The 20654-nt window shown below is 55.4% G+C and carries 18 protein-coding genes; 14 read left to right on the top strand and 4 right to left on the bottom strand.

The genetic code is table 11. The features are described from left to right. The first annotated feature begins 278 nt into the window (after positions 1 to 278). Positions 279 to 767, top strand: a complete 489-nt coding sequence (gene sixA, locus ACQZQY_RS19835; RefSeq protein WP_056782111.1) for a phosphohistidine phosphatase SixA — start codon at positions 279 to 281, stop codon at positions 765 to 767. Positions 768 to 855: 88 nt separating this feature from the next. On the opposite strand, the gene smrB is transcribed toward sixA, so the two are convergent. Further along, positions 856 to 1395 carry an endonuclease SmrB gene (gene smrB, locus ACQZQY_RS19830; RefSeq protein WP_056782366.1) on the bottom strand — a complete coding sequence of 180 codons (540 nt, stop codon included), beginning with the start codon at positions 1393 to 1395 and terminating at the stop codon, positions 856 to 858. A 202-nt stretch (positions 1396 to 1597) separates the two neighbouring features. On the opposite strand from smrB, the gene prmB reads away from it, so the two are divergent. From prmB to ACQZQY_RS19800, 6 genes are all read left to right on the top strand, one after another. After that, on the top strand, positions 1598 to 2530 hold the full coding sequence (gene prmB / locus ACQZQY_RS19825; RefSeq protein ID WP_056782114.1) for a 50S ribosomal protein L3 N(5)-glutamine methyltransferase: 933 nt from the start codon (positions 1598 to 1600) through the stop codon (positions 2528 to 2530). A 70-nt stretch (positions 2531 to 2600) separates the two neighbouring features. Beyond that, on the top strand, positions 2601 to 3686 hold the full coding sequence (gene aroC, locus ACQZQY_RS19820) for a chorismate synthase (RefSeq protein WP_056782117.1): 1086 nt from the start codon (positions 2601 to 2603) through the stop codon (positions 3684 to 3686). A gap of 7 nt (positions 3687 to 3693) precedes the next feature. Then, the gene (gene mepA, locus ACQZQY_RS19815) at positions 3694 to 4551 is read left to right on the top strand and encodes a penicillin-insensitive murein endopeptidase (RefSeq protein WP_431296258.1); all 858 of its coding nucleotides are present in this window, start codon (positions 3694 to 3696) and stop codon (positions 4549 to 4551) included. Between the two features lie 42 nt (positions 4552 to 4593). Continuing rightward, on the top strand, positions 4594 to 5394 hold the full coding sequence (locus ACQZQY_RS19810; protein WP_056782123.1) for a sulfite exporter TauE/SafE family protein: 801 nt from the start codon (positions 4594 to 4596) through the stop codon (positions 5392 to 5394). A gap of 102 nt (positions 5395 to 5496) precedes the next feature. Beyond that, the gene (locus ACQZQY_RS19805) at positions 5497 to 6054 is read left to right on the top strand and encodes an elongation factor P hydroxylase (protein WP_136377147.1); all 558 of its coding nucleotides are present in this window, start codon (positions 5497 to 5499) and stop codon (positions 6052 to 6054) included. 32 nt (positions 6055 to 6086) lie between these two features. Next, on the top strand, positions 6087 to 6365 hold the full coding sequence (locus ACQZQY_RS19800) for a YfcL family protein (RefSeq protein WP_056782127.1): 279 nt from the start codon (positions 6087 to 6089) through the stop codon (positions 6363 to 6365). A gap of 81 nt (positions 6366 to 6446) precedes the next feature. On the opposite strand, the gene mnmC is transcribed toward ACQZQY_RS19800, so the two are convergent. Beyond that, positions 6447 to 8477 (bottom strand): bifunctional tRNA (5-methylaminomethyl-2-thiouridine)(34)-methyltransferase MnmD/FAD-dependent 5-carboxymethylaminomethyl-2-thiouridine(34) oxidoreductase MnmC, encoded by a 2031-nt coding sequence (mnmC, locus tag ACQZQY_RS19795; protein WP_431296257.1) that lies wholly within the window; start codon positions 8475 to 8477, stop codon positions 6447 to 6449. A 169-nt stretch (positions 8478 to 8646) separates the two neighbouring features. Between mnmC and fabB the strand changes: the two genes are divergently transcribed. The 6 genes from fabB (at position 8647) to ACQZQY_RS19765 (ending at position 17306) form a co-directional block, all read left to right on the top strand. Then, positions 8647 to 9867: a beta-ketoacyl-ACP synthase I gene (fabB, locus tag ACQZQY_RS19790; RefSeq protein WP_056782131.1), complete on the top strand. Its 1221-nt coding sequence runs from the start codon at positions 8647 to 8649 to the stop codon at positions 9865 to 9867. A 130-nt stretch (positions 9868 to 9997) separates the two neighbouring features. Continuing rightward, complete coding sequence (locus tag ACQZQY_RS19785) at positions 9998 to 10474, top strand: DUF2946 domain-containing protein (protein ID WP_122097606.1); 477 nt, start codon at positions 9998 to 10000, stop codon at positions 10472 to 10474. A 93-nt stretch (positions 10475 to 10567) separates the two neighbouring features. Continuing rightward, positions 10568 to 12022 carry a PepSY-associated TM helix domain-containing protein gene (locus ACQZQY_RS19780; RefSeq protein WP_431296256.1) on the top strand — a complete coding sequence of 485 codons (1455 nt, stop codon included), beginning with the start codon at positions 10568 to 10570 and terminating at the stop codon, positions 12020 to 12022. 271 nt (positions 12023 to 12293) lie between these two features. Then, positions 12294 to 13631, top strand: a complete 1338-nt coding sequence (gene adiC / locus ACQZQY_RS19775; protein WP_056782139.1) for an arginine/agmatine antiporter — start codon at positions 12294 to 12296, stop codon at positions 13629 to 13631. 49 nt (positions 13632 to 13680) lie between these two features. Then, positions 13681 to 15987: an Orn/Lys/Arg decarboxylase N-terminal domain-containing protein gene (locus tag ACQZQY_RS19770; protein ID WP_056782141.1), complete on the top strand. Its 2307-nt coding sequence runs from the start codon at positions 13681 to 13683 to the stop codon at positions 15985 to 15987. Between the two features lie 191 nt (positions 15988 to 16178). Then, positions 16179 to 17306 carry an SLC13 family permease gene (locus ACQZQY_RS19765; protein WP_421670863.1) on the top strand — a complete coding sequence of 376 codons (1128 nt, stop codon included), beginning with the start codon at positions 16179 to 16181 and terminating at the stop codon, positions 17304 to 17306. Here the strand turns inward: ACQZQY_RS19765 and ACQZQY_RS19760 are convergent. After that, the gene (locus ACQZQY_RS19760) at positions 17260 to 18786 is read right to left on the bottom strand and encodes a PLP-dependent aminotransferase family protein (RefSeq protein ID WP_431296255.1); all 1527 of its coding nucleotides are present in this window, start codon (positions 18784 to 18786) and stop codon (positions 17260 to 17262) included. The two genes, ACQZQY_RS19765 and ACQZQY_RS19760, sit on opposite strands and share 47 nt — an antisense overlap. 99 nt (positions 18787 to 18885) lie before the next feature. On the opposite strand from ACQZQY_RS19760, the gene ACQZQY_RS19755 reads away from it, so the two are divergent. Further along, positions 18886 to 19341, top strand: a complete 456-nt coding sequence (locus ACQZQY_RS19755) for a rhodanese-like domain-containing protein (RefSeq protein ID WP_431296254.1) — start codon at positions 18886 to 18888, stop codon at positions 19339 to 19341. Positions 19342 to 19377: 36 nt separating this feature from the next. Here ACQZQY_RS19755 and flk read toward each other — a convergent pair whose 3' ends face one another. After that, on the bottom strand, positions 19378 to 20427 hold the full coding sequence (flk, locus tag ACQZQY_RS19750) for a flagella biosynthesis regulator Flk (protein ID WP_431296253.1): 1050 nt from the start codon (positions 20425 to 20427) through the stop codon (positions 19378 to 19380). Between the last annotated feature and the right edge of the window lie 227 nt (positions 20428 to 20654).

The raw sequence follows: 20654 nt of genomic DNA, 5'->3' as shown, positions 1-20654 counted from the left end.
ATTGATCTACAACCCGAGTGGTTAAAAATTAGCCTGAATAGTTTACATGCGGTAAGGGTTGGTGTAAAAAACAGCGTTTTCTTTACGTGAACTTTCAGGCAAAATGCCCGACCGCTGATGCTGACCATGCAAAGCATGTGGCCAGGCGGGTTAAGTGGATGTACTGCCTTTCAGCTTTTTTGTTGTGAAACGACGATAAAAAAACGCTGGGCAATGGGTGATACAGCACGCAAAGCGTTTCTGTATAGCGCTATTTTTGTTAACAAAAGCGGTGCAATATGCAAGTTGTTATTATGCGTCACGGTGATGCGGTTCTTGAAGCTGCAAGCGACTCGGTTCGCCCGTTAAGCGAATGCGGATGTGACGAATCAGTACATATGGCAGCCTGGCTGAATGGCCGTGGCGTCAAAATTGATCGCGTTCTGGTCAGTCCGTATCTGCGTGCGCAGCAGACGCTTGAAAAAGTGCGGCTGAGCCTGGCGCTGCCAGACAACGTTGAAATCGATACGCTGAAAGAACTGACGCCGGGCGGCGATCCCGCACTGGTGGCCAGCGAGTTGCAACATCTGGCGCTGACCGGTGTGAATGCCGTGCTGGTGGTGTCTCACTTGCCGCTGGTGGGCTATCTGGTCGCGGAACTGTGTCCGGGTCTGTGCCCGCCAATGTTTGCGACTTCCGCGATGGCCAGTGTGGAACTGAATGGTGAAACCGGGCAGGGCACTTTCGAGTGGCAATTTAGTCCGTGCCAGGTGATGGCGAAGGTTTAATTTTCCGGGATGGAAAAGTAAACAAAAGAAAGGCACAGCCGTGTGAACGCGCTGTGCCTTTCTGCTTTCTGTGTTTCGCCAGCCGGGGTTAGCTGATTTTGTCATCCAGCTCAATCAGCACCAGCAGCGAGGCGGTGCCGCCGAACTCTTTCGGCGCCTGATGAAATGCCTCGACGTCAGGATGTTGCGCCAGCCACAGCGGCGTTTGCTGCTTGAGAATATGCTTGCCGTGCCCGTGCATCACGCAGGCACAATGGACGTGTTCGCGGCGACAGGCGGCAATCAGCGCGCCCAATTCCTGCTTGGCTTCCATTTGCGTTAACCCGTGCAAATCGAGAAACAGTTCCGGGGAATAATCCCCGCGGCGTAATTTTTTCAATTCAAAATGGCTGACATCAGGCCGGACATGACGTACCGGACCCTCTTCCTGCAACATCGGCTGGAATTCATCAGAAAAATAATAGCTTGCGTCCACCTGCTCCTGCAGCAGCTTTTGAGGCGACATTTGCGTCACTTTTTTTCGCCGTGGTGGATGGGTAATCGTGTCATTTTTCAGGCGCTTGACGCCCGGAACGGCCTCGCGAAATATCGCGGCTTCTTCCGGGCTCAGCAGGTGCTTTTTCTTCATTTTCGGGTCGTCTTTTTCGCACAATGCCGACAGTGTACCTGCGGGCGACCTGTGGTTTAAAGAAAACTCAGGGTTAAATTCTTCGAGACATCGCGCAAGTGCGTTGACTAGCTGCTGATTTGTGACGGGCTTCGTGGCAAACTATGCGGCAAATTATGGGTTAAACGTCTGTTAAAAACCCGTGCATGCCTGGAGAATAAAATTGGACAAAATTTTCGTCGACGAAGCGGTCAGTGAACTGCATACCATTCAGGATATGTTGCGCTGGACCGTCAGCCGCCTGAACGCAGCCAATGTCTATTACGGTCACGGCACCGATAACCCGTGGGACGAAGCCGTGCAACTGGTGTTACCGAGCGTGTTTTTGCCGCTGGATATCCCTGAAGATATGCACACTGCGCGTCTGACCTCCAGTGAGCGTCACCGCATCGTGGAGCGCGTGATCCGCCGCGTCAATGAACGTGTGCCGGTGGCTTACCTGACCAACAAAGCCTGGTTCTGTGACATGGAATTTTATGTCGATGAGCGCGTTCTGGTGCCACGCTCGCCGATTGGTGAGCTGATTACACACCGCTTCTCCGGCATTCTGCACGAGAAACCTGAGCATATTCTTGATATGTGCACCGGCAGCGGCTGTATTGCTATCGCATGTGCCTACGCGTTTCCGGAAACCGAAGTGGATGCGGTGGATATCTCTGCCGATGCGCTGGCCGTGGCTGAACGCAATATTGATACGCACGGCATCGAGAACTGGGTCACGCCGATCCGTTCTGATCTGTTCCGCGAATTACCGCCGCTGCAATATGACCTGATCGTCACTAATCCGCCGTATGTGGATGAAGAAGACATGTCTGATTTGCCACAGGAATACCGCCACGAACCTGTGCTGGGCCTGGCTTCCGGCACTGACGGCCTGAAACTGACCCGTCGTATTCTCGCCTGTGCGCCGGATTACCTGACGGATAACGGCGTGCTGATTTGTGAAGTAGGAAACAGCATGGTACATCTGATGGAACAATATCCTGAGATCCCGTTCACCTGGCTGGAGTTTGAAAACGGCGGTGATGGCGTCTTTATGCTGACCAAACAGCAGCTCGTTGAATGCGCCGAATACTTCACCGGCTACCGTGACTAATGACTTCTCATGACCGGCCTTTCGCCGGTCATTCCAGCATCAAACATCAACATAATGGTAAGGAGCCGTGATGGCAGGGAACAGTATTGGGCAGTTTTTCCGCGTCACCACGTTTGGCGAATCCCACGGTGTGGCACTGGGCTGTATTATTGACGGCGTGCCGCCGGGTATTGCGCTGACCGAAGCAGATCTGCAACACGATCTCGACAGGCGTCGCCCTGGCACCTCGCGTTACACCACGCAGCGCCGCGAAGCCGACGAAGTGAAAATTTTGTCCGGCGTGTTCGAAGGCGTGACCACCGGCACCAGCATCGGCCTGATCATCCAGAATACCGATCAGCGCTCGCAGGATTACAGCGCCATCAAGGACGTGTTCCGTCCGGGACATGCGGATTACACCTACGAACAAAAATACGGCGTGCGCGATTATCGTGGCGGTGGCCGTTCTTCTGCCCGCGAAACCGCCATGCGCGTGGCCGCAGGTGCCGTGGCGAAGAAATATCTGCTGGAAAAATTCGGCGTGAAGGTGCGCGGGTATATGTCCCAGATGGGCGATATCACCTGCGAACTGAAAGACTGGGATCTGGTTGAAACCAACCCGTTCTTCTGCCCGGATGAAAGTAAGCTCGAAGCACTGGACGAACTGATGCGCGCGCTGAAAAAAGAAGGCGATTCCATCGGTGCCAAAATTACCGTTGTGGCAGATCACGTACCGGTCGGCCTGGGCGAGCCGGTGTTTGACCGTCTGGATGCAGATCTGGCGCATGCGCTGATGAGCATCAACGCGGTGAAAGGCGTCGAAATTGGCGATGGGTTTGCCGTGGTTAACAAACGCGGCAGCGAAAACCGTGACGAAATTACGCCGACCGGTTTCGAAAGCAATCATGCGGGCGGTATTCTCGGCGGGATCAGCAGCGGCCAGCCGGTGGTTGCCCATCTGGCGCTGAAACCTACGTCCAGCATCACCGTTCCGGGGCGCACCATCAACCGTGAAGGCGAGCAGGTCGAGATGATCACCAAAGGGCGTCATGATCCGTGCGTCGGCATCCGTGCTGTACCCATTGCGGAAGCGATGATGGCGATTGTGCTGATGGATCACTTACTGCGTCAGCGTGCTCAGAACGGCGACGTTCATTCCACCGTGCCACGCTGGTAATCATTCAATGAAACTTTTACGCCCTGTTCCTGCGTTGAAAGCCGCCTGCGCCAGTCTTCTGGTGCTCGCGCTTTGCGCGCCTGCTCTGGCGGCAACGCCGTGGCAGAAAATTACCCAACCGATTTCCGGCGCGCCTCAGGCCATAGGCAGCTACGCCAACGGATGTCAGATTGGTGCGCAACCACTGCCGCTCAATTCACCGGATTATCAGGTGATGCGAACCGATCAGCGCCGCTATTTCGGGCAGCCGGATTTGCTGGCGTTTATCACCCGTCTTGGCACTCAGGCACGTGAAAAAGGGCTGGGCACCATGCTGGTCGGCGATATGGCGATGCCCGCGGGCGGACGTTTCAGCAGCGGTCACGCCAGCCATCAGTCCGGGCTGGATGTGGATATCTGGCTGCAACTGCCGCGTCAGCGCTGGAGCGAACAGATGCTGCTCAAGCCGCAGCCTATCGATCTGGTCAGTGCTAACGGTAAATCCGTTGTGCCAGGCCAGTGGCAGCCGCGGATAGAAACGCTGATCAAGATGGCCGCGAAGGATAAAGAGGTGGTACGCATTTTCGTCAACCCGGCGATCAAGCAACAGCTTTGCATCGATGCGGGAACCGATCGTGAATGGCTGCACAAAGTGCGTCCGTGGTTCGGCCATCGTGCGCATATGCATGTGCGCCTGAGCTGCCCCGCCGGAAGCCTGGAATGCGACAATCAGGCACCACCTCCTCCGGGAGATGGCTGTGGCGCTGAGCTGCAAAGCTGGTTCCTGCCGCCAAAACCGGGAAGTGGCACTTCAGTGAAAAGCGAGCCGCCTCCGTTGCCGCCAACCTGTCAGGCGCTGCTGGATAAACATGTTGGTCAGCTTTAACTGGCCTGTACGATTTTGACTTCATCTTGCTGAGTGAAATGAATGGACTGGCTGATCGTTGCACCGTGGGTATTAATCGTCTTATTTTTCGTTGCACTGTTTGCCGGTTTCATTGATTCCATTGCCGGGGGCGGCGGGCTTATCAGCCTGCCCGCACTGCTGGCGGCGGGGGTTTCCCCCGCGCAGGCCATTGCCACCAACAAGCTGTCATCCATTGGCGGATCTTTTTCCGCCAGCCTCTATTTTGTGCGGCGCGGGGTGGTGGATCTCAACGATCAAAAGCTCAATATCGCCTGCACCTTTGTCGGTTCGGTGATTGGTGCGATCCTGATTCAGCATCTGCGCGCCGACATGCTGCGTCAGATTCTGCCTCTGCTGATTATCTGCATTGGGTTGTATTTCCTGCTGACGCCCCGTCTGGGCGAAAGCGATCGCGCCAGACGCCTGAATGCGTTGCCGTATGCGCTGGTCGGCGGCGGTTGTGTCGGTTTTTATGATGGATTTTTCGGCCCCGGTGCGGGCTCATTCTACGCGCTGGGTTTTGTGACTTTATGTGGGTTTAACCTCGCTAAAGCCACGGCGCACGCAAAAGTCCTGAATTTCACCTCCAACTTCGGTGGCCTGCTGTTCTTCATACTCGGTGGCAAAGTGGTGTGGGTGCTGGGATTTGTGATGATGGCCGGGCAGTTTATCGGTGCGCGTCTTGGTGCGCGGATGGTGCTGAGCAAAGGGCAGAAGATGATCCGCCCGATGGTGGTGACCGTATCCGTGGTGATGAGTTGCAAGCTGATTTACGACAATCACGGTACCGAAATCATGCACTGGCTAAGTCTTCATTTATAATTTTACCAGCAGCAGAATGCTTGCCCGAAGTCATGAAATACGCCATTCAATCAGGGGTATATTGTCGCCCCTGATCTTACTTTAACGAGTTTCACAGCAATTATGTCTGATTCAACTGCAACACATAACTATCATCAATTGATCGACATTTTTGATTCCTGCTTCTTTGAGGAATTTAACGTGCGTCTGATTAAAGGCGATGACGAGCCGATCTATCTGCCTGCGGATGAGCAGGTGCCATTTAACCGCATCGTTTTTGCCCACGGTTATTACGCCAGCGGAATGCATGAAATCTCTCACTGGTGCGTCGCGGGTGCTGAACGCCACAAACTGGTGGATTTCGGTTACTGGTACTGCCCGGACGGCCGTGATGCCCAGACGCAGAGCGAGTTTGAGAAAGTCGAAATCAAACCGCAATCCTATGAATGGTTGTTCTGCGCGGCAGCGGGTTTTGCGTTTAACGTCAGTTGCGACAACCTGAGCGGCGATTGCGAGCCTGACCGCGTCGGTTTCCAGAATAAAGTGCGTGCAGAAGTGCTGCGTATGCTGGAGCAGGGCATCCCGGAAAGACCTTCGCGCTTTATTAAAGCGTTACAATCGTTTTACAATACCGCCCCTTTGACGCCTGCAGACTTCCCTGCGTTGCAGCCGATCGAATAAAAGACTCAATACCGGACACGAGAGGAAGAGTAATGATCGCAGAATTTGAAACGCGGATTTTAACGCTGATTGACGACATGGTCGAAAGCGCCAGCGACGACGAACTGTTTGCCAGTGGCTATCTGCGGGGCCATCTGACGGTCGCGGTAGCAGAAGCGGAAGAGAACGGTGAACACACCGCCGAAGCGCTGAAAATTCGTGTTCAGGACGGACTGGATAAGGCTATCCGCGCCGGTGAATTATCGCCGCGCGATCAGGCACTGGTTCAGGGCATGTGGGAAAATCTTTATCAGGCTTCCTTGCCACAATAATCCCCTTTCAGTAAAAAAAGCGCAGCCAGGGTGAACCGGCTGCGCTTTTTTATTTACCCAAAGTCAGGTCTGAAAACCTGCTTAGTGTGATTCCACCGGACGGCCTTTCAGTAATTTTCTGACCCACATGCGGTTCGGATTGAGGGCCGCCAGCGTTTCGCTGTCGAGCGGCAGCGGTTCACCGGCAATCTGCGCCGCCAGTATTTCTGCCCCGAGCGGCGCAGAACTCAGCCCGCGTGAACCGAGCGCGCCAAACAAAAACAGATTTTCATATACCGGCGCAGGCGCTACCGGGCGGTGGCGTTTAATGTCGAGATCTAACGTCTGATAACTCTCCAGCAGCGCATCATAATCAGCCACCGAGCCGATCATCGGCAGATGGTCACGGGTCGCGCAGCGCACGCCGTTTCGCGCTTCGCCTTCACTGACATCCACGTCTTGCGGCCATTGTTGATCCGGCAGACACCTGATGAGACGCTGTCGGTTTTCCTGCTGGTCGCCGTCACGGTAATCCGTGCATTTGTCGGCGCGGTGATAACTTGCACCAATGCAATGGTGCTGATTCTGCGGGCTGACCGGCGTCATGTAGCCGTCATAACACAACACCTGCGTCAGTTTGCTCAGCGCCGGTGTGGTCGGAATATGCGACACCTGGCCGCTGACGGCATAAACCGGCAGTTTTTCCGTCTGACTGAAATCGGTAATGTCTGCGCCGTTCGCCAGAACAACACCCTGATGTCGGGCGATATGGCCGTCAGCAAAGGTCAGCGCCCATTGCGAACCGGCGTCAAAATCTAATGCGGTCGCGCGCTGGCAATAATGCACCGTTAAGCCCTGGGATTCGGCAAGAGAAATCAGCGACGCGGTCAGTTCAGCCGGGCACAGCCACGCGCCGAGCGGATAGGTCACGCCGCCGCTGCCGCACGGTAATCCGCACAACGCTTCCACGTCTTCTTCACTCAGCCCTTTTGCCAGTTCTTCCGGCCAGCCGCCTTTGAGTATGCCGTCAATTTTGCCCTGACTTTTTTCGTCATAACCGAGCTGCGTCACGCCGCTCCAGCCGTGGTCGAAAGGCACATCCAGCGTTTCAAGCTGCGCGTACTGGCGCCGGGCAAAGGTGAAGGCCTGGGCGAAAAAGTTTTCCAGCGTATCGCCACGGCCATTAAGCAACGGATAAACCGCGCCCTGACGGTTGCCGGAGGCCCCGAGCGCCGGTTTTTCATCGGCGCAGTACAGCGTAACCGCATAGCCACGGCGCAAAAGTGCCAGTGAAAGCACTGCGCTGGCAACGCCGCCGCCTAAAACTGCAAACTCTGTGGCATTTTTCGCCGCAGGACGTAAATACCACGGGGCAGGATGAGGAACATCAATTTCTGCCGGTAAAACACCGGATAACATATGGCGCTTTTCACCGAAGCCCGGCACTTTGCTGATGTCAAAACCGGCTTCCTGCAGGCCACGGCGGACTATGCCCGCGACGGTGAAAGTGGCAAAGGTTCCTTGCGGACGGGTCATTTTTGCCATGGCGTTGAAGAGCTCAGGTGTCCACATGTCCGGGTTTTTCGAGGGCGCAAAGCCGTCGAGGAACCAGGCATCGACCTGCTGATTCATACTGGTGTCACATGCCGGAAGCAGGGTAGTCACGTCACCGAACCACAGGTCGAGCGTGATACGCCCACCGGCCAGCAGCAAACGGTGGCATCCGGCAAAGGGCATCGGCCATTGTTCGCAGAGTTCGGCGGAGTAGTCAGCCAGTTCCGGCCATTGTGCATGGGCAGCGATAAGGTCGCGGGCGGACAGCGGAAATTTTTCGTAGCTGATGAAATGCAGCCGTTGCAGGGTGGCCTCAGGGTTCTCAGAGTGGAACGCCTCGAAGGTCTGCCACAACGTCAGGAAATTCAGTCCGGTACCGAATCCGGTTTCTGCAATGATGCAAAGCGGGCGCGGGTGATCGGCAAAACGTGCCGGAAAATGATTGCCATTCAGGAAGACATGGCGTGTTTCCAGTAAGCCGTCCTGATTGGAAAAGTAGACGTCATCAAAATGTCGGGAAACAGGTGTACCCTGTTCGTTCCAGCTTAATTCAGCGGGTGTGATCGGGTTATGGCTCACGTGAAACTCTCTCAGTTCAAGGCGATGCCGGAGTTTACGCCTGCGTTTGACCCCGCGCAAATTTACCACGATTTACACAAGGAATTGCTGATCGGACTTGTTCGGCGTACAACTGTACGCTAGAGTGCGTGACGAAATCCCGAATGGTGAATAGTACAAGAGGTATTAAATGAAACGTGCAGTGATTACTGGCCTGGGTATCATCTCGAGCATCGGTAACAACAAGCAGGAAGTTCTTGCATCTCTGCAAGAGGGTCGCTCTGGGATCACCTTCTCGCAAGAGCTGAAAGATGCCGGCATGCGTAGTCACGTCTGGGGTGATGTCAAATTAGACACCGCAGGCCTTATCGATCGTAAGATTGTGCGTTTCATGAGTGATGCCTCGATCTACGCTTATCTTTCCATGCAACAGGCGATTGAAGATTCCGGTCTGACCCCTGAGATGGTGTCCAACGACCGCACCGGCCTTATCGCCGGTTCCGGTGGCGGTTCTCCGCGCAACCAGGTTGCGGGTTCCGACGGTATGCGTGCCAAAGGCCTGAAAGGCGTTGGCCCTTACATGGTGACCAAAGCGATGGCGTCCGGTGTTTCAGCCTGTCTGGCGACCCCGTTCAAAATCCGTGGCGTGAACTACTCCATCAGTTCTGCCTGCGCAACCTCTGCTCACTGCATTGGTAACGCGTTAGAAATGATTCAGCTTGGCAAACAGGACGTGGTCTTTGCCGGTGGCGGCGAAGAGCTGTGCTGGGAAATGGCCTGCGAATTCGATGCAATGGGCGCGCTGTCTACCCGTTACAACGAAACCCCTGAAAAAGCCTCCCGTACTTACGATCAGAACCGTGACGGTTTTGTTATCGCAGGCGGCGGCGGTATGGTTGTCGTGGAAGAGCTGGAACACGCTCTGGCACGTGGCGCGCACATCTACGCAGAAATCGTTGGCTACGGCGCAACGTCTGACGGCGCAGACATGGTGGCTCCATCCGGTGAAGGCGCTGTGCGTTGCATGAAAATGGCAATGAACGGCGTGGATACGCCTATCGATTACGTTAACGTGCACGGGACTTCTACTCCGGTCGGCGACGTGAAAGAACTGGGTGCGATCCGTGAAGTGTTCGGCGATAAAACGCCAGCGCTTTCTTCCACCAAAGCCATGACCGGTCACTCTCTGGGTGCCGCCGGCGTTCAGGAAGCGATTTACACCCTGCTGATGGCCGAGCACGGCTTCATCGCGCCAAGCATCAACATCGAAGACCTCGATGAGAAAGCGGAAGGCATGGATATCATCACTAAGCCAACTCAGCGCGAGCTGACGACCGTGATGTCCAACAGCTTCGGTTTTGGCGGCACTAACGCCACGCTGGTCATGCGCAAGATGAAAAACGACAAATAATTCCTGTCGTTAAGCACTAGAAAAAGCCCGTTTAACACGGGCTTTTTTACGTCTGTTGTTTATCCCTCCTGTTATCCCTCAACAATTCAGGTACAATTTCGCCGCTTCTTATTTTCACTTTGTTGACATAATGCTCTCACTCCGACACATCAATCATCGACATCTGCGCTTCCCGGCCTGGCTTGGGATCCTGGCGATCCTGATGTTGTTTATTGCTCCGGTGATTTCCAAATCACAGGGGGTTGAGGGTGCGCAGCACACAATGATGCCAGGGATGGTGATGTCCGACATGGACATGCCAGAGGGTGAGATGGCTGGCATGATGATGCCTGACCACCATGACTCGCCGGAACATTGTCAGAAGCTATCCTGTCAGTCTGCGCCGAAAGATATCGCCAAAAGGATGATGTTCGGTGACATGAGCGATGCCGCCTGCGGTTATTGCGTGTTGCTGGTGCATCTGCCGATGCTCGACTTACAGGCCATGCCGATGCTGTGGTCGCGGGCTTATTCCGGCCGCGCGCCTTCGCGTTCAGTAATACAACGTCTCTTTCCTTCGCTGTTCTTCACTGATTCCCAGCCCCGCGCGCCTCCTCATTTTCTTTAGCTTTTTCTCTTCACATGAAAATTATCGACATAACGGCGCTTAACCCGCGTAACCGTTGTGTGTTTGCTATGGAAAATTCAGGAAATCTGATTGATGAGCCAGCCTGCTGTTTCTCAAAAAATGACGGTCAAAGCCGCATCTCTTGCGCTGCTCAAGCGCATACACTTTTATATCGGCCTGTTCGTCGGCCCGTTTATTTTTGTCGCCGCTCTGACCGGCACGCTGTATGTCCTCACGCCGCAGTTTGAAAACTACCTCTATGCCGATGCGCTGTTCACCTCTTCTCAGGGGGAAGCGCAGCCGCTGTCGCAACAAATTGATGCTGCCGTGAAGGTGGCCGGTCCGGATCCGAAAATTTACGCCGTCCGCCCTGCGCCTCATGAGGGCGATACCACGCGGGTGATGTTCTCCGATCCGCAACTGGGTGCTTCCAAAAGCCGCGCTATCTTTATCGACCCCGCCACGCTGGCGGTAAAAGGCGATATGACGGTGTACGGCACCAGCGGGATTTTACCGTTTCGCACCTGGCTGGATGATTTACATCGCGGCCTGCTGCTGGGTGATGCCGGACGGTTTTACAGTGAGCTTGCGGCTTCCTGGCTATGGGTTGCGGCAATCGGCGGCATAATCCTGTGGCTGACCGGCCGCCCGAAACGCCGCTCGCCCCGAAAACTGAGCGAAAAAGTGGCGAAGCAGGAGCGCAGCCGTCGCTGGCACAGCACGCTGGGGCTGGCGCTGATGGCCGGTTTGCTGTTTTTCTCGGCCACGGGTCTGACCTGGTCGCAGTGGGCGGGGGATAATATTGGCGTGCTGCGCGCGCACATGGGCTGGCTGACGCCTACGGTGAACACGGCCTTAGAGGCTGACGCTCCGGCCGCACCTGCTGATGAGCATGCTGAGCATCACGCCACCATGGCGCATATGCCGGGCATGGAGATGTCTGGTCATGCGATGCACGAGAAACCTGAAACCGTGCCGGTCACCCCCGATACCTTTGATACTGTCGTTCAGGCCGCGCGGGCGTCAGGGATCGGGGCGAATAAAATTGAAATCCGCCCGGCCTATACCCCCGGTAAAGCCTGGACGGTGACCGAAGTCGATCGCAGCTGGCCGACGCAGGTGGATGCCGTTTCTGTCGATCCGACCTCCCTGCGGATTGTCGATCACGTCCGTTTTGCCGATTTCCCTTTGCTGGCGAAACTGACCCGCTGGGGCGTGGACGCCCATATGGGTATTCTGTTTGGCCTGTGGAATCAGGTGATTCTGGCGGTGTTTGGTACCGGGCTTTGCGTGATGATTGCCTGGGGATATCGCCTGTGGTGGTTGCGCCGAAACGTGAGCAGCGGCGGGGTAAATCCGGTGATCACGCTGATGCAAACCTGGAAATCGGTGCCTTTCAGCCTGCAATGCCCACTCTTTTTGATCACCCTGGGGCTTGCGATTTCATTGCCGGTGATGGGCGTCAGCCTGGTCATTTTCCTGCTGATTGATATCGCCCGCTGGGCAACCTCTGAGCGCAGGATGTACCGCACCCGTAACCTAAACTAATCTTAAATTTCCGGTGGTGCTAATGCGATGCACCACCGGCGTTACTCTCCTTCCTCTGAATCTCATTTTTTCATTTTCATATATCACACTGATAAAACTGATTTTTATATTTGTGATAATTAACCATTTATTTAAATTATCGCGCTATTTATTACGCCCGCCAAAAACTCTACTAGTCTTATTCTTGCATCAGAAAAGTCCGAAGAATGTCTTTGTTTTATTCAATATTTCCTTTGTAAATTAATGCATTACTTTATGTAGGGGTTTGTTCATGGCTATTGAATCAGATGATCACAAAGTGGGGTTAATTCCGGTCACCCTGATGGTGTCCGGGAATATCATGGGCTCGGGAGTTTTCCTCCTGCCGGCCAACCTGGCGTCCACTGGCGGGGTAGCGATATATGGCTGGCTGGTGACGATTATTGGCGCGCTGGCGCTTTCGATGGTGTACGCCAAAATGTCATCGCTTGATGACAGTGCAGGGGGCTCCTACGCCTATGCGCGCAGGGCATTTGGCCCCTATCTGGGTTATCAAACCAACCTGCTTTACTGGCTGGCGTGCTGGGTCGGTAACATCGCGATGGTGGTGATCGGCGTTGGTTATCTCAGCTACTTCTTCCCTATTTTAAAAGAGCCGCTGGTTCTGACCTTCACCTGCGTTGCCGTACTGTGGTTGTTCGTCATTCTCAACATTGTCGGTGCGAAGATGATCACCCGCGTTCAGGCCGTCGCGACGGTGCTGGCGCTGATCCCGATTCTGGCGATCGCCATTTTTGGCTGGTTCTGGTTCAAAAGTGATACTTACATGGAGGCCTGGAACGTCAGTGGAAAAAGCACCTTTGGCGCGATTCAAAGCACCCTGAGCGTGACGCTGTGGTCATTTATCGGCGTAGAAAGCGCCTCGGTCGCGGCGGCGGTGGTGAAAAACCCGAAACGCAACGTGCCGATTGCCACCATCGGCGGCGTGCTGATTGCTGCGGTCTGTTACGTGCTCTCGACCACCGCGATCATGGGCATGATCCCGAATGCGGCGCTGCGCCTCTCCACGTCGCCGTTCGGTGATGCCGCACGGATGGCGATGGGCGAAACGGCAGGGGCCATCGTCACCTTCTGCGCCGCTGCGGGGTGTCTGGGCTCACTCGGTGGCTGGACGTTACTTGCCAGCCAGACCGCAAAAGCCGCCGCCGATGACGGATTGTTCCCGCCGATATTTGCCAAGGTCAACAAAGAGGGGGTACCGGTCAAAGGTCTTATCGTGCTCGGTATCCTGATGACTATCTTCCAGGTATCGACCATTTCTCCGGATGCCACGGAACAGTTCGCCTTGGTTTCCTCGGTTTCCGTCATTTTCACCTTAGTACCGTATCTGTATACCTGCGCCGCGCTGATGCTGGTCGGGCATGGTCATCTGGGCAACCGCACAGGAATGTACAGCTTTATAACGCTGATCGCCTTTGTGTATTGCGTATGGGCCGTGGTCGGCTCCGGCGCGGAAGAGGTGATGTGGTCATTCATCGCGCTGATGGTGATTACCGCGCTCTACAGCTTCAACTATAACCGTCGTCATAAAAACCCGTATCCGTTGGGCAAACCGCTTGAACTGGACTGACCGTTTTTAGCTCCCTGACATTTTGGAATTCAAGAGGAAAGGAAAGGTTATGATCGATTTAAGTCGCCATAAAAAACGTAAAGTGCTGGTGGTTGACAGCAATATTTCCGAGGTTAATACCGCGAACGGCCGCGCCGTGCGCGAACTTATCGAAGCGCTGGAAGACACCAACCTGACGGTGATCCCCGCCGTCACCTTTGAAGACGGCATCGCGACCATCACGTCTGATGCCTCTATCTGCTGCGTGTTTGTCGACTGGACCTCCGGCGGCAACGACGATGTTTCGCACAGTCAGGCGTTTGCACTGCTGCAGGAGATCCGCCGCCGCAACAAAGGCGTGCCGGTGCTGCTGATGGCGGAGCACTCCTGTATCGACACCCTGACCCTCGACACCATGAAAATGGTCAACGAATTTGTCTGGATGCACGAGGACACCGCAGAGTTTATCGCTGCGCGCTCCGTTGCCCTGATCGATAAATATTATGACCAGCTGTTGCCGCCGTTCACCAAAGCATTGTTTCACTACACCAAATATTCACCGGAATATTCGTGGGCGGCACCCGGTCATCAGGGCGGTGTCGCCTTTACCAAAACAGCGGTAGGGCGCGAGTTTCTTGATTTCTTTGGTGAAAACCTGTTCCGCACCGATACCGGCATCGAGCGCGGTGCGCTGGGTTCGTTACTCGATCACAGCGGTCCGATTAAAGAATCTGAAACCTACGCCGCACGGGTCTTCGGCTCGCACCAGAGCTACTCGGTGCTTAACGGCACATCGGGCTCTAACCGCGCGATCATGACGGCGGTGGTAGGCGATGGTCAGTTCGCGCTGTGTGACCGTAACTGCCATAAGTCGATCGAGCAGGGGCTGGTGATGACCGGCGGTATACCGGTCTTTTTCATCCCGACGCGCAACCGCTTTGGCATCATCGGGCCGATCCCCAAATCGCAGTTTATGGCCGAGTCCATCCAGCAGAAAATGGATGAACATCCGCTGAAAAAACTCGCCTCAGATCCGAAACCGGTTTATGCCGTCGTCACCAACTGTACTTACGACGGCATGTGCTACAACGCCAAACAGGCGCAGGATTTACTGGCGAAGAGCGTCGATAATATTCACTTCGATGAAGCCTGGTATGCCTATGCGCGCTTTAATCCGTTCTACCGCGATCGTTACGCCATGCGCGGTAATCCGGCCGATCACGACCCTGAAGGCCCGACGGTTTTCGCCACGCACTCCACCCACAAACTGCTGGCCGCGCTTTCTCAGGCTTCTTACATCCACATCCGTAACGGTAAAAAACCGGTGGAGCATTCGCGCTTCAACGAGTCCTACATGTTGCAGGCCACCACGTCGCCGTTGTACGCCATTATTGCCGCCAATGAAGTGGGCGCGGCGATGATGGACGGCAAGCAGGGCGAATCGCTGACTCAGGAAGTGATTAACGAAGCGGTCGATTTCCGCATGGCGCTGGCAAAAGTTCATGCAGCGTTCTCCGCTCAGGGCGAATGGTTCTTCTCGCCGTGGAATGCGCCGGACGTGCTGGATGTGAAAACCGGTAAAAAAATTCCGTTCATTAATGCCTCCAAAGAACAACTGACGACAGACCCGTCTTGCTGGGTGCTCAGACCGGGCGAAAGCTGGCACGGTTTTGATCAGCTCGACGACGACTGGTGCATGCTCGACCCGATCAAAGCCGGTATTCTGGCGCCGGGCATGGGCGACGACGGCAAAATGCTGGAAAACGGCATTCCTGCGGCGATGGTGACGGCATTCCTTTCTCAACACGGCATTGTCCCTTCGCGCACCACCGATTTTATGGTGCTGTGTCTGTTTTCTGTCGGCGTGACCAAAGGCAAGTGGGGCACACTGATCAACGTTCTGCTGGAGTTCAAACAGCATTACGACGACAACAGCCCGCTGACGCTGTGCCTGCCGGATCTGGCCTCCTCCAACGCCGCGCGCTACGCCGGTATGGGGCTGAAAGATCTCTGCGACGAGATGTTCGCCTACATGAAAACCAGCCAGATGGACAAACTGCAGTCCGACGCGTTCGGCAAAATCCCGACACCGGTCAAACTGCCGCGCGCTGCGTTTCAGGACCACATGGCCGGGCGCTGTGAGCATCTGACCCTGGACAAGCTGGCCGGTCGCGTCTCCGCGGTCGGCGTGATCCCTTATCCACCGGGGATCCCTATCGTCATGCCCGGTGAAAGTTTCGGTGCCAAAAACGACCCGTGGCTGAGTTATATCCGCAGCATCGCGCAATGGGGCGAGAAATTCCCCGGCTTCGAAAAAGAGCTCGAAGGGGCAGAGTTCAAAGACGGCCAGTACCACATCTGGGTGCTGAAAGAGTAGCGTCTGTTTTTTCACCGGCAAGCGGAAAGTGGTATGAGATAAAAGCATTGCGGGATACGCCGCAATCCGATGACGAGGCTCTGTATGAGCCTCGTTTTTTTTGCGCGACATCCCGGAGAAATCATTTTTGCGCTGGCAGGAGAGAATTTCTTCGGGTAACGTCAGCGCATCTTGTTCAGCGAAGAATAACCATGTTGATAGCAGCGTTCGGCACAGTCGTTAAACCTTTTTTACGTGACAGATTTTTGCATCTGTTAATTCTGCTTGGCGTCATTCTGACCGTGTTCCAGCCGGAGAAAATCACTCAGTTTCCGCAGTTTGTTGACTGGAACACTATCGTCACGTTGCTCGGTTTACTGATGCTGACCAAGGGCGTGGAGGTCAGCGGCTATTTTGATTTTGTGGGCCGAAAGATGATTAACGCCATCGACAATGAGCGGTGGCTGGCCCTGTTTCTGGTGATGGCTGCGGCGGTGCTTTCGACGTTTATGACCAATGACGTTGCGCTGTTCATCGTGATACCGCTGACGATTACGCTAAAAAAACTGACATCGCTGCCGGTGACCCGGCTGATCATTTTTGAAGCGCTGGCGGTGAATGCCGGATCCCTGCTCACGCCTATCGGCAATCCGCAAAACATCCTGTTGTGGAATAAGTCCGGGCAGTCATTTTTGCATTTTATCGGGCAGATGGCGCCGCTGGCGCTGGTGACGCTGGCTGCATTGTTGCTGGTGACGTGGTTTTGTTTTCCGTCGCACAGCCTGAAAAAGCTTGAAAGTAATCAAGGATATCCTTTCCGTAAACGGCTGCTTTTCAGCTGCGCAGTGCTTTATGTGGTGTTCATCGCCTGTGTGGATCTGGGGCTGGCACTTTACGGTTTACTGGCCGTGATTGCGTGCTTCCTGTTGCTGGCACGCAACGTTCTGCTGCGCATCGACTGGCCGCTGATTCTGGTGTTTATCGTCATGTTTATTGATGTGCGTTTACTGGTCGGGCTGAATGCTTTGCAGCCCGCGTTTACTCACATCCACAGTTTGCCCGATTACGGACATTATCTGCTGAGCATCGGGCTTTCACAGGTGATCAGCAACGTGCCTGCGACGATCCTGATGATCAACTATCTGCCGTCCGGCCCGCTGCTGGCCTACGCCGTTAACGCGGGAGGCTTCGGGCTGGCAATCGGTTCGCTTGCCAATCTGATTGCCTTGCGTATGGCGAATGACAAAAAGATCTGGCTCAAATTTCATTACTACTCTTTCCCGTTCCTGCTGTTCAGCGGGCTGGCGGGGTGGTGGCTGCTGCCGCTGCTGGCGAAGTAACGGCAACGTTGATTGACGCCAGCCGGTTGACGGCTGCCGTGATTTCCGCAGGCGTCAGTGCGGAGAATCCCAGCAACCAGCCGTCCTGATGCCGGGCGGCAGAGCCTGGCACATCCAGAAATAACGGCGACAGGCGGGGTGTTTCCACCCCGGCGTGTGCAGCAAGCTTACTCAGGTGTAACTCCTGACCGGCAGGAAGGCGGGCAGCAAGCTGTAAACCGCCAGCGGCGACCTGCGGTGTCAGCCAGCTGATTTTTTGCTTAATGTGTTCAAGCAGATGATCACGACGGCTCTGGTACAGCTGGCGGGAAAAACGCAGGTGGGCGGCGAAATGCCCCGTTTGCATGAATTCAGCGGTCACCGCCTGCATCAGCTGTGAAGAGTGTCCGTCATTCACCGTGCGCATCGTGACCATTGGCGCGACGAGGGCTGGCGGCAGCACGGCGTAGGCCAGCCGCAAAGAAGGGAATAAAACCTTCGAAAACGTGCCGAGATAAATGACCTGCTGATGTTTATCCAGCCCCTGCATGGCCGGAAGAGGGCGTCCGTCGTAATGCAACTCGCTGTCGTAGTCGTCCTCAATGATCCAGCTGCCGTGACGCTTTGCGTAGTCAAGCAGATGCAGGCGGCGCGCCAAACTCAGGCTGACGCCGGTCGGGTAGTGATGTGACGGCGTCAGATACATCAGGCGCGACACGGGTAAATTCGCCGCCGGCGCGATCCCTTCACCGTCAACCGCAACGGCACAAATATCCGCACCCGCACTGGCAAACGCGTTGCGCGCACCGGGATAGCCGGGCTGTTCCAGCCAGACACAATCGGCCGGATCGATAAGCAGCATCGCCAGTAATTGCAGCGCCTGCTGCGAACTGGTGGTGATCAGGATCTGTTCTGCCGAACACACCACACCGCGCGATTGTTGCAGATAGCTGGCGATGGCTTCGCGTAAGGGTAAATAGCCCTGCGGATCGCCATAACCCAGCAGACGCTCGCCGTGAACTCGCAATTGCCTGGCGGTCAGCTGTTTCCAGGTTTTGAGCGGGAATGCGCGCAGATCGGGCGAACCGGCGGCAAAAGCCAGCGGGAATTGCGGATCGCGGCACCCGCCGGTGGCCAAAATGGTTTGTCCACGTGCAGACAGTCTCGGAGGGCTTACGGCAATAACGGCCTGTTTGCGCGGTGCTGCGGGGCGGGGAAGGGATGCGCTGACAAAGGTGCCTTTTCCCGTTTGGCGATACAGATAACCTTCCGCTTCTGTCTGGGCATACGCCGCTTCCACGGTGATGCGCGACAGGTTCAGATCAGCGGCCAGCAGGCGGGATGACGGTAATCTTTCCCCGGCAATCAGCGCACCGCTGTGAATGGCGCTGCGCAGTGCGGCACACAGGCGGTCGCGCAGCCCGGCAGGCGCTGCATGACCCCGCTCAGCGGCATCTCCGAACAAAGTGATCAAGGCGGAAGGCCGATCCGTTTTGGGCATAATGGGTCTTATCATAGGGCTGAAATTGGCATCAATAATAAGACCAAAATTGGTGATGATGGAACGGCTTTCAACAAAGAAAATCTTACAGGAGAAGATATGTCGCATTCATCGTATGTTCTGGCTTTTGAGCCACCGTCACCGGAAGTCAGCGCTGCATATTTGCTGTCAAAACTGAGTTTTTACACCGACGCAGCCGATGTGGCCGCAGATTTGCAAAAGGGCGTCACCGGTATTGTGGTTATTGATACCCGTTCTGCTGAATATTATGTACGCGGGCACGTGCCGGGGGCGGTGAGTTTTCCACATAAACTGATGACCGCTGAGAGCACGGCTGCCCTCAGTAAAGAGGTGGTGTATGTGACGTATTGTGACGGGATTGGCTGTAACGGTTCTACACAGGGCGCGTACAAGCTGGCTAAGCTCGGATTTCGGGTAAAAGAGATGATTGGCGGGCTGGATTTCTGGATCCGCGACCGGCATCCGCTGGCAACGGGCGAGGAACGGGGAGACTATTCCCGTCACGTCGCCCGGCAAGATTGCGGCTGTGCCTGAGTGCTGAACCCTTGCAGGTTCAGGAGCGAAGCGGGCTTAAAACAGCGCCCAGAGTAAAAGCACAATCACCACAAAGGCGATAAACAGCAGCGGCTTGCCGCCGAGCGCCTGCATGGAAGGCGGCAACATCGCGACCAGCGGATTCATGATCGGCTGGGGATCGGTGCGCGTCGTGGTAGTGAAGTGATCATCAATCTCTTCACTGCGCGGCGTGCGATCCACGCGCTGGCTGAACAGTACGCCAATCAGGTCATTCACCTGCACCGGCGTGAGGGGCGATGATAACGTCGCGTTGAAGCGGTTTTCCACGTATTCGGTGAGCTGGCGAATTTCCTGCGTTGTGGCGGGTTGTTTAAGCACGCTCAGCAGGGTCGTCAGCGTCGGTGGCGTCGTTTGCTGGCTCAGTGAGGCTTTCACCTGCATAAACTGGCTCAGCAGCTGAAAGTGTTTCGCCGGTATGGCATCGCCGACTTTCACGCCCACCAGATTGAACAGCTCCTGCCACACTTTCACCGGCGCTTCACCGGTGGCCGCACTGAGACGGGTGACCAGTTGTTGCAGGTTATTGTGTTCGGCAGGCAGCAAAGGACGATCGGTGACCGGTGTTTGCTGCGGCTGCGGAATATTCATCTGGCGTGTCTGAATGAGATCCAACACCTGTTGCAACTGCGGGTGGGTCAGCTGGCTGAGCACGGTGTGGCCAAAACTTTGACGGATGAAATCGCTGACCGCCTGACGATTGTTGCCCTGCGGCAGCAGCTCGGTCAGTTGCAGCATCAGCTGGCGCGAAGCGTGGCTGTCCTGTGCCTGCGTCAGTTTTCCCTGCAGCAGCGTCTGCGCCTGGGGAAATTGCGACGAGGTGATCTCTGCGTCGTGCGGCAAAGCGAGGTCGTGGCGCAGGTTGGCCCAGATCTCCGCAGATTTAATCGGCGTCAGCGCCATCAGCTTTACGATCAGCTTTTCCAGCGTGGTTCGCTGCGCCGGGGTTAATGGCAGTTCGCCACCCGATTTAGCAGGAACGGTCTGACCCTGAGGCTGTGTTCTGTTGTCGCCAACCGGCATGCCCGGGCCGCTCAAAGGTTGCATATCACCGTCCTTCGCTGGAAATTAAAACGTCGCCTGAACCTGGAAGAAAAGTCAAAGCGCGGCGCAAGAGCGCAGAAGCGCCTCATCATACCTGCAAAGTTTATTAATCGACACCGTGAATGGCAGGCTGATGACTATTCTTAGAAATATTATTTATCAAAACGGGCGTTAAAAACGTCTGGCGGGGCGCGAAAGCGAAAAATCAGTCACTGCTCTGCTGATTTTCG

The sequence above is a fragment of the Rahnella sp. PAMC25559 genome (assembly GCF_050632365.1).
Taxonomy (GTDB): Bacteria; Pseudomonadota; Gammaproteobacteria; order Enterobacterales; family Enterobacteriaceae; genus Rahnella; species Rahnella rivi.
The sequence above is the reverse complement of the archived record's forward strand: the minus strand, read 5'-3'. Positions and strand labels throughout refer to the sequence as shown.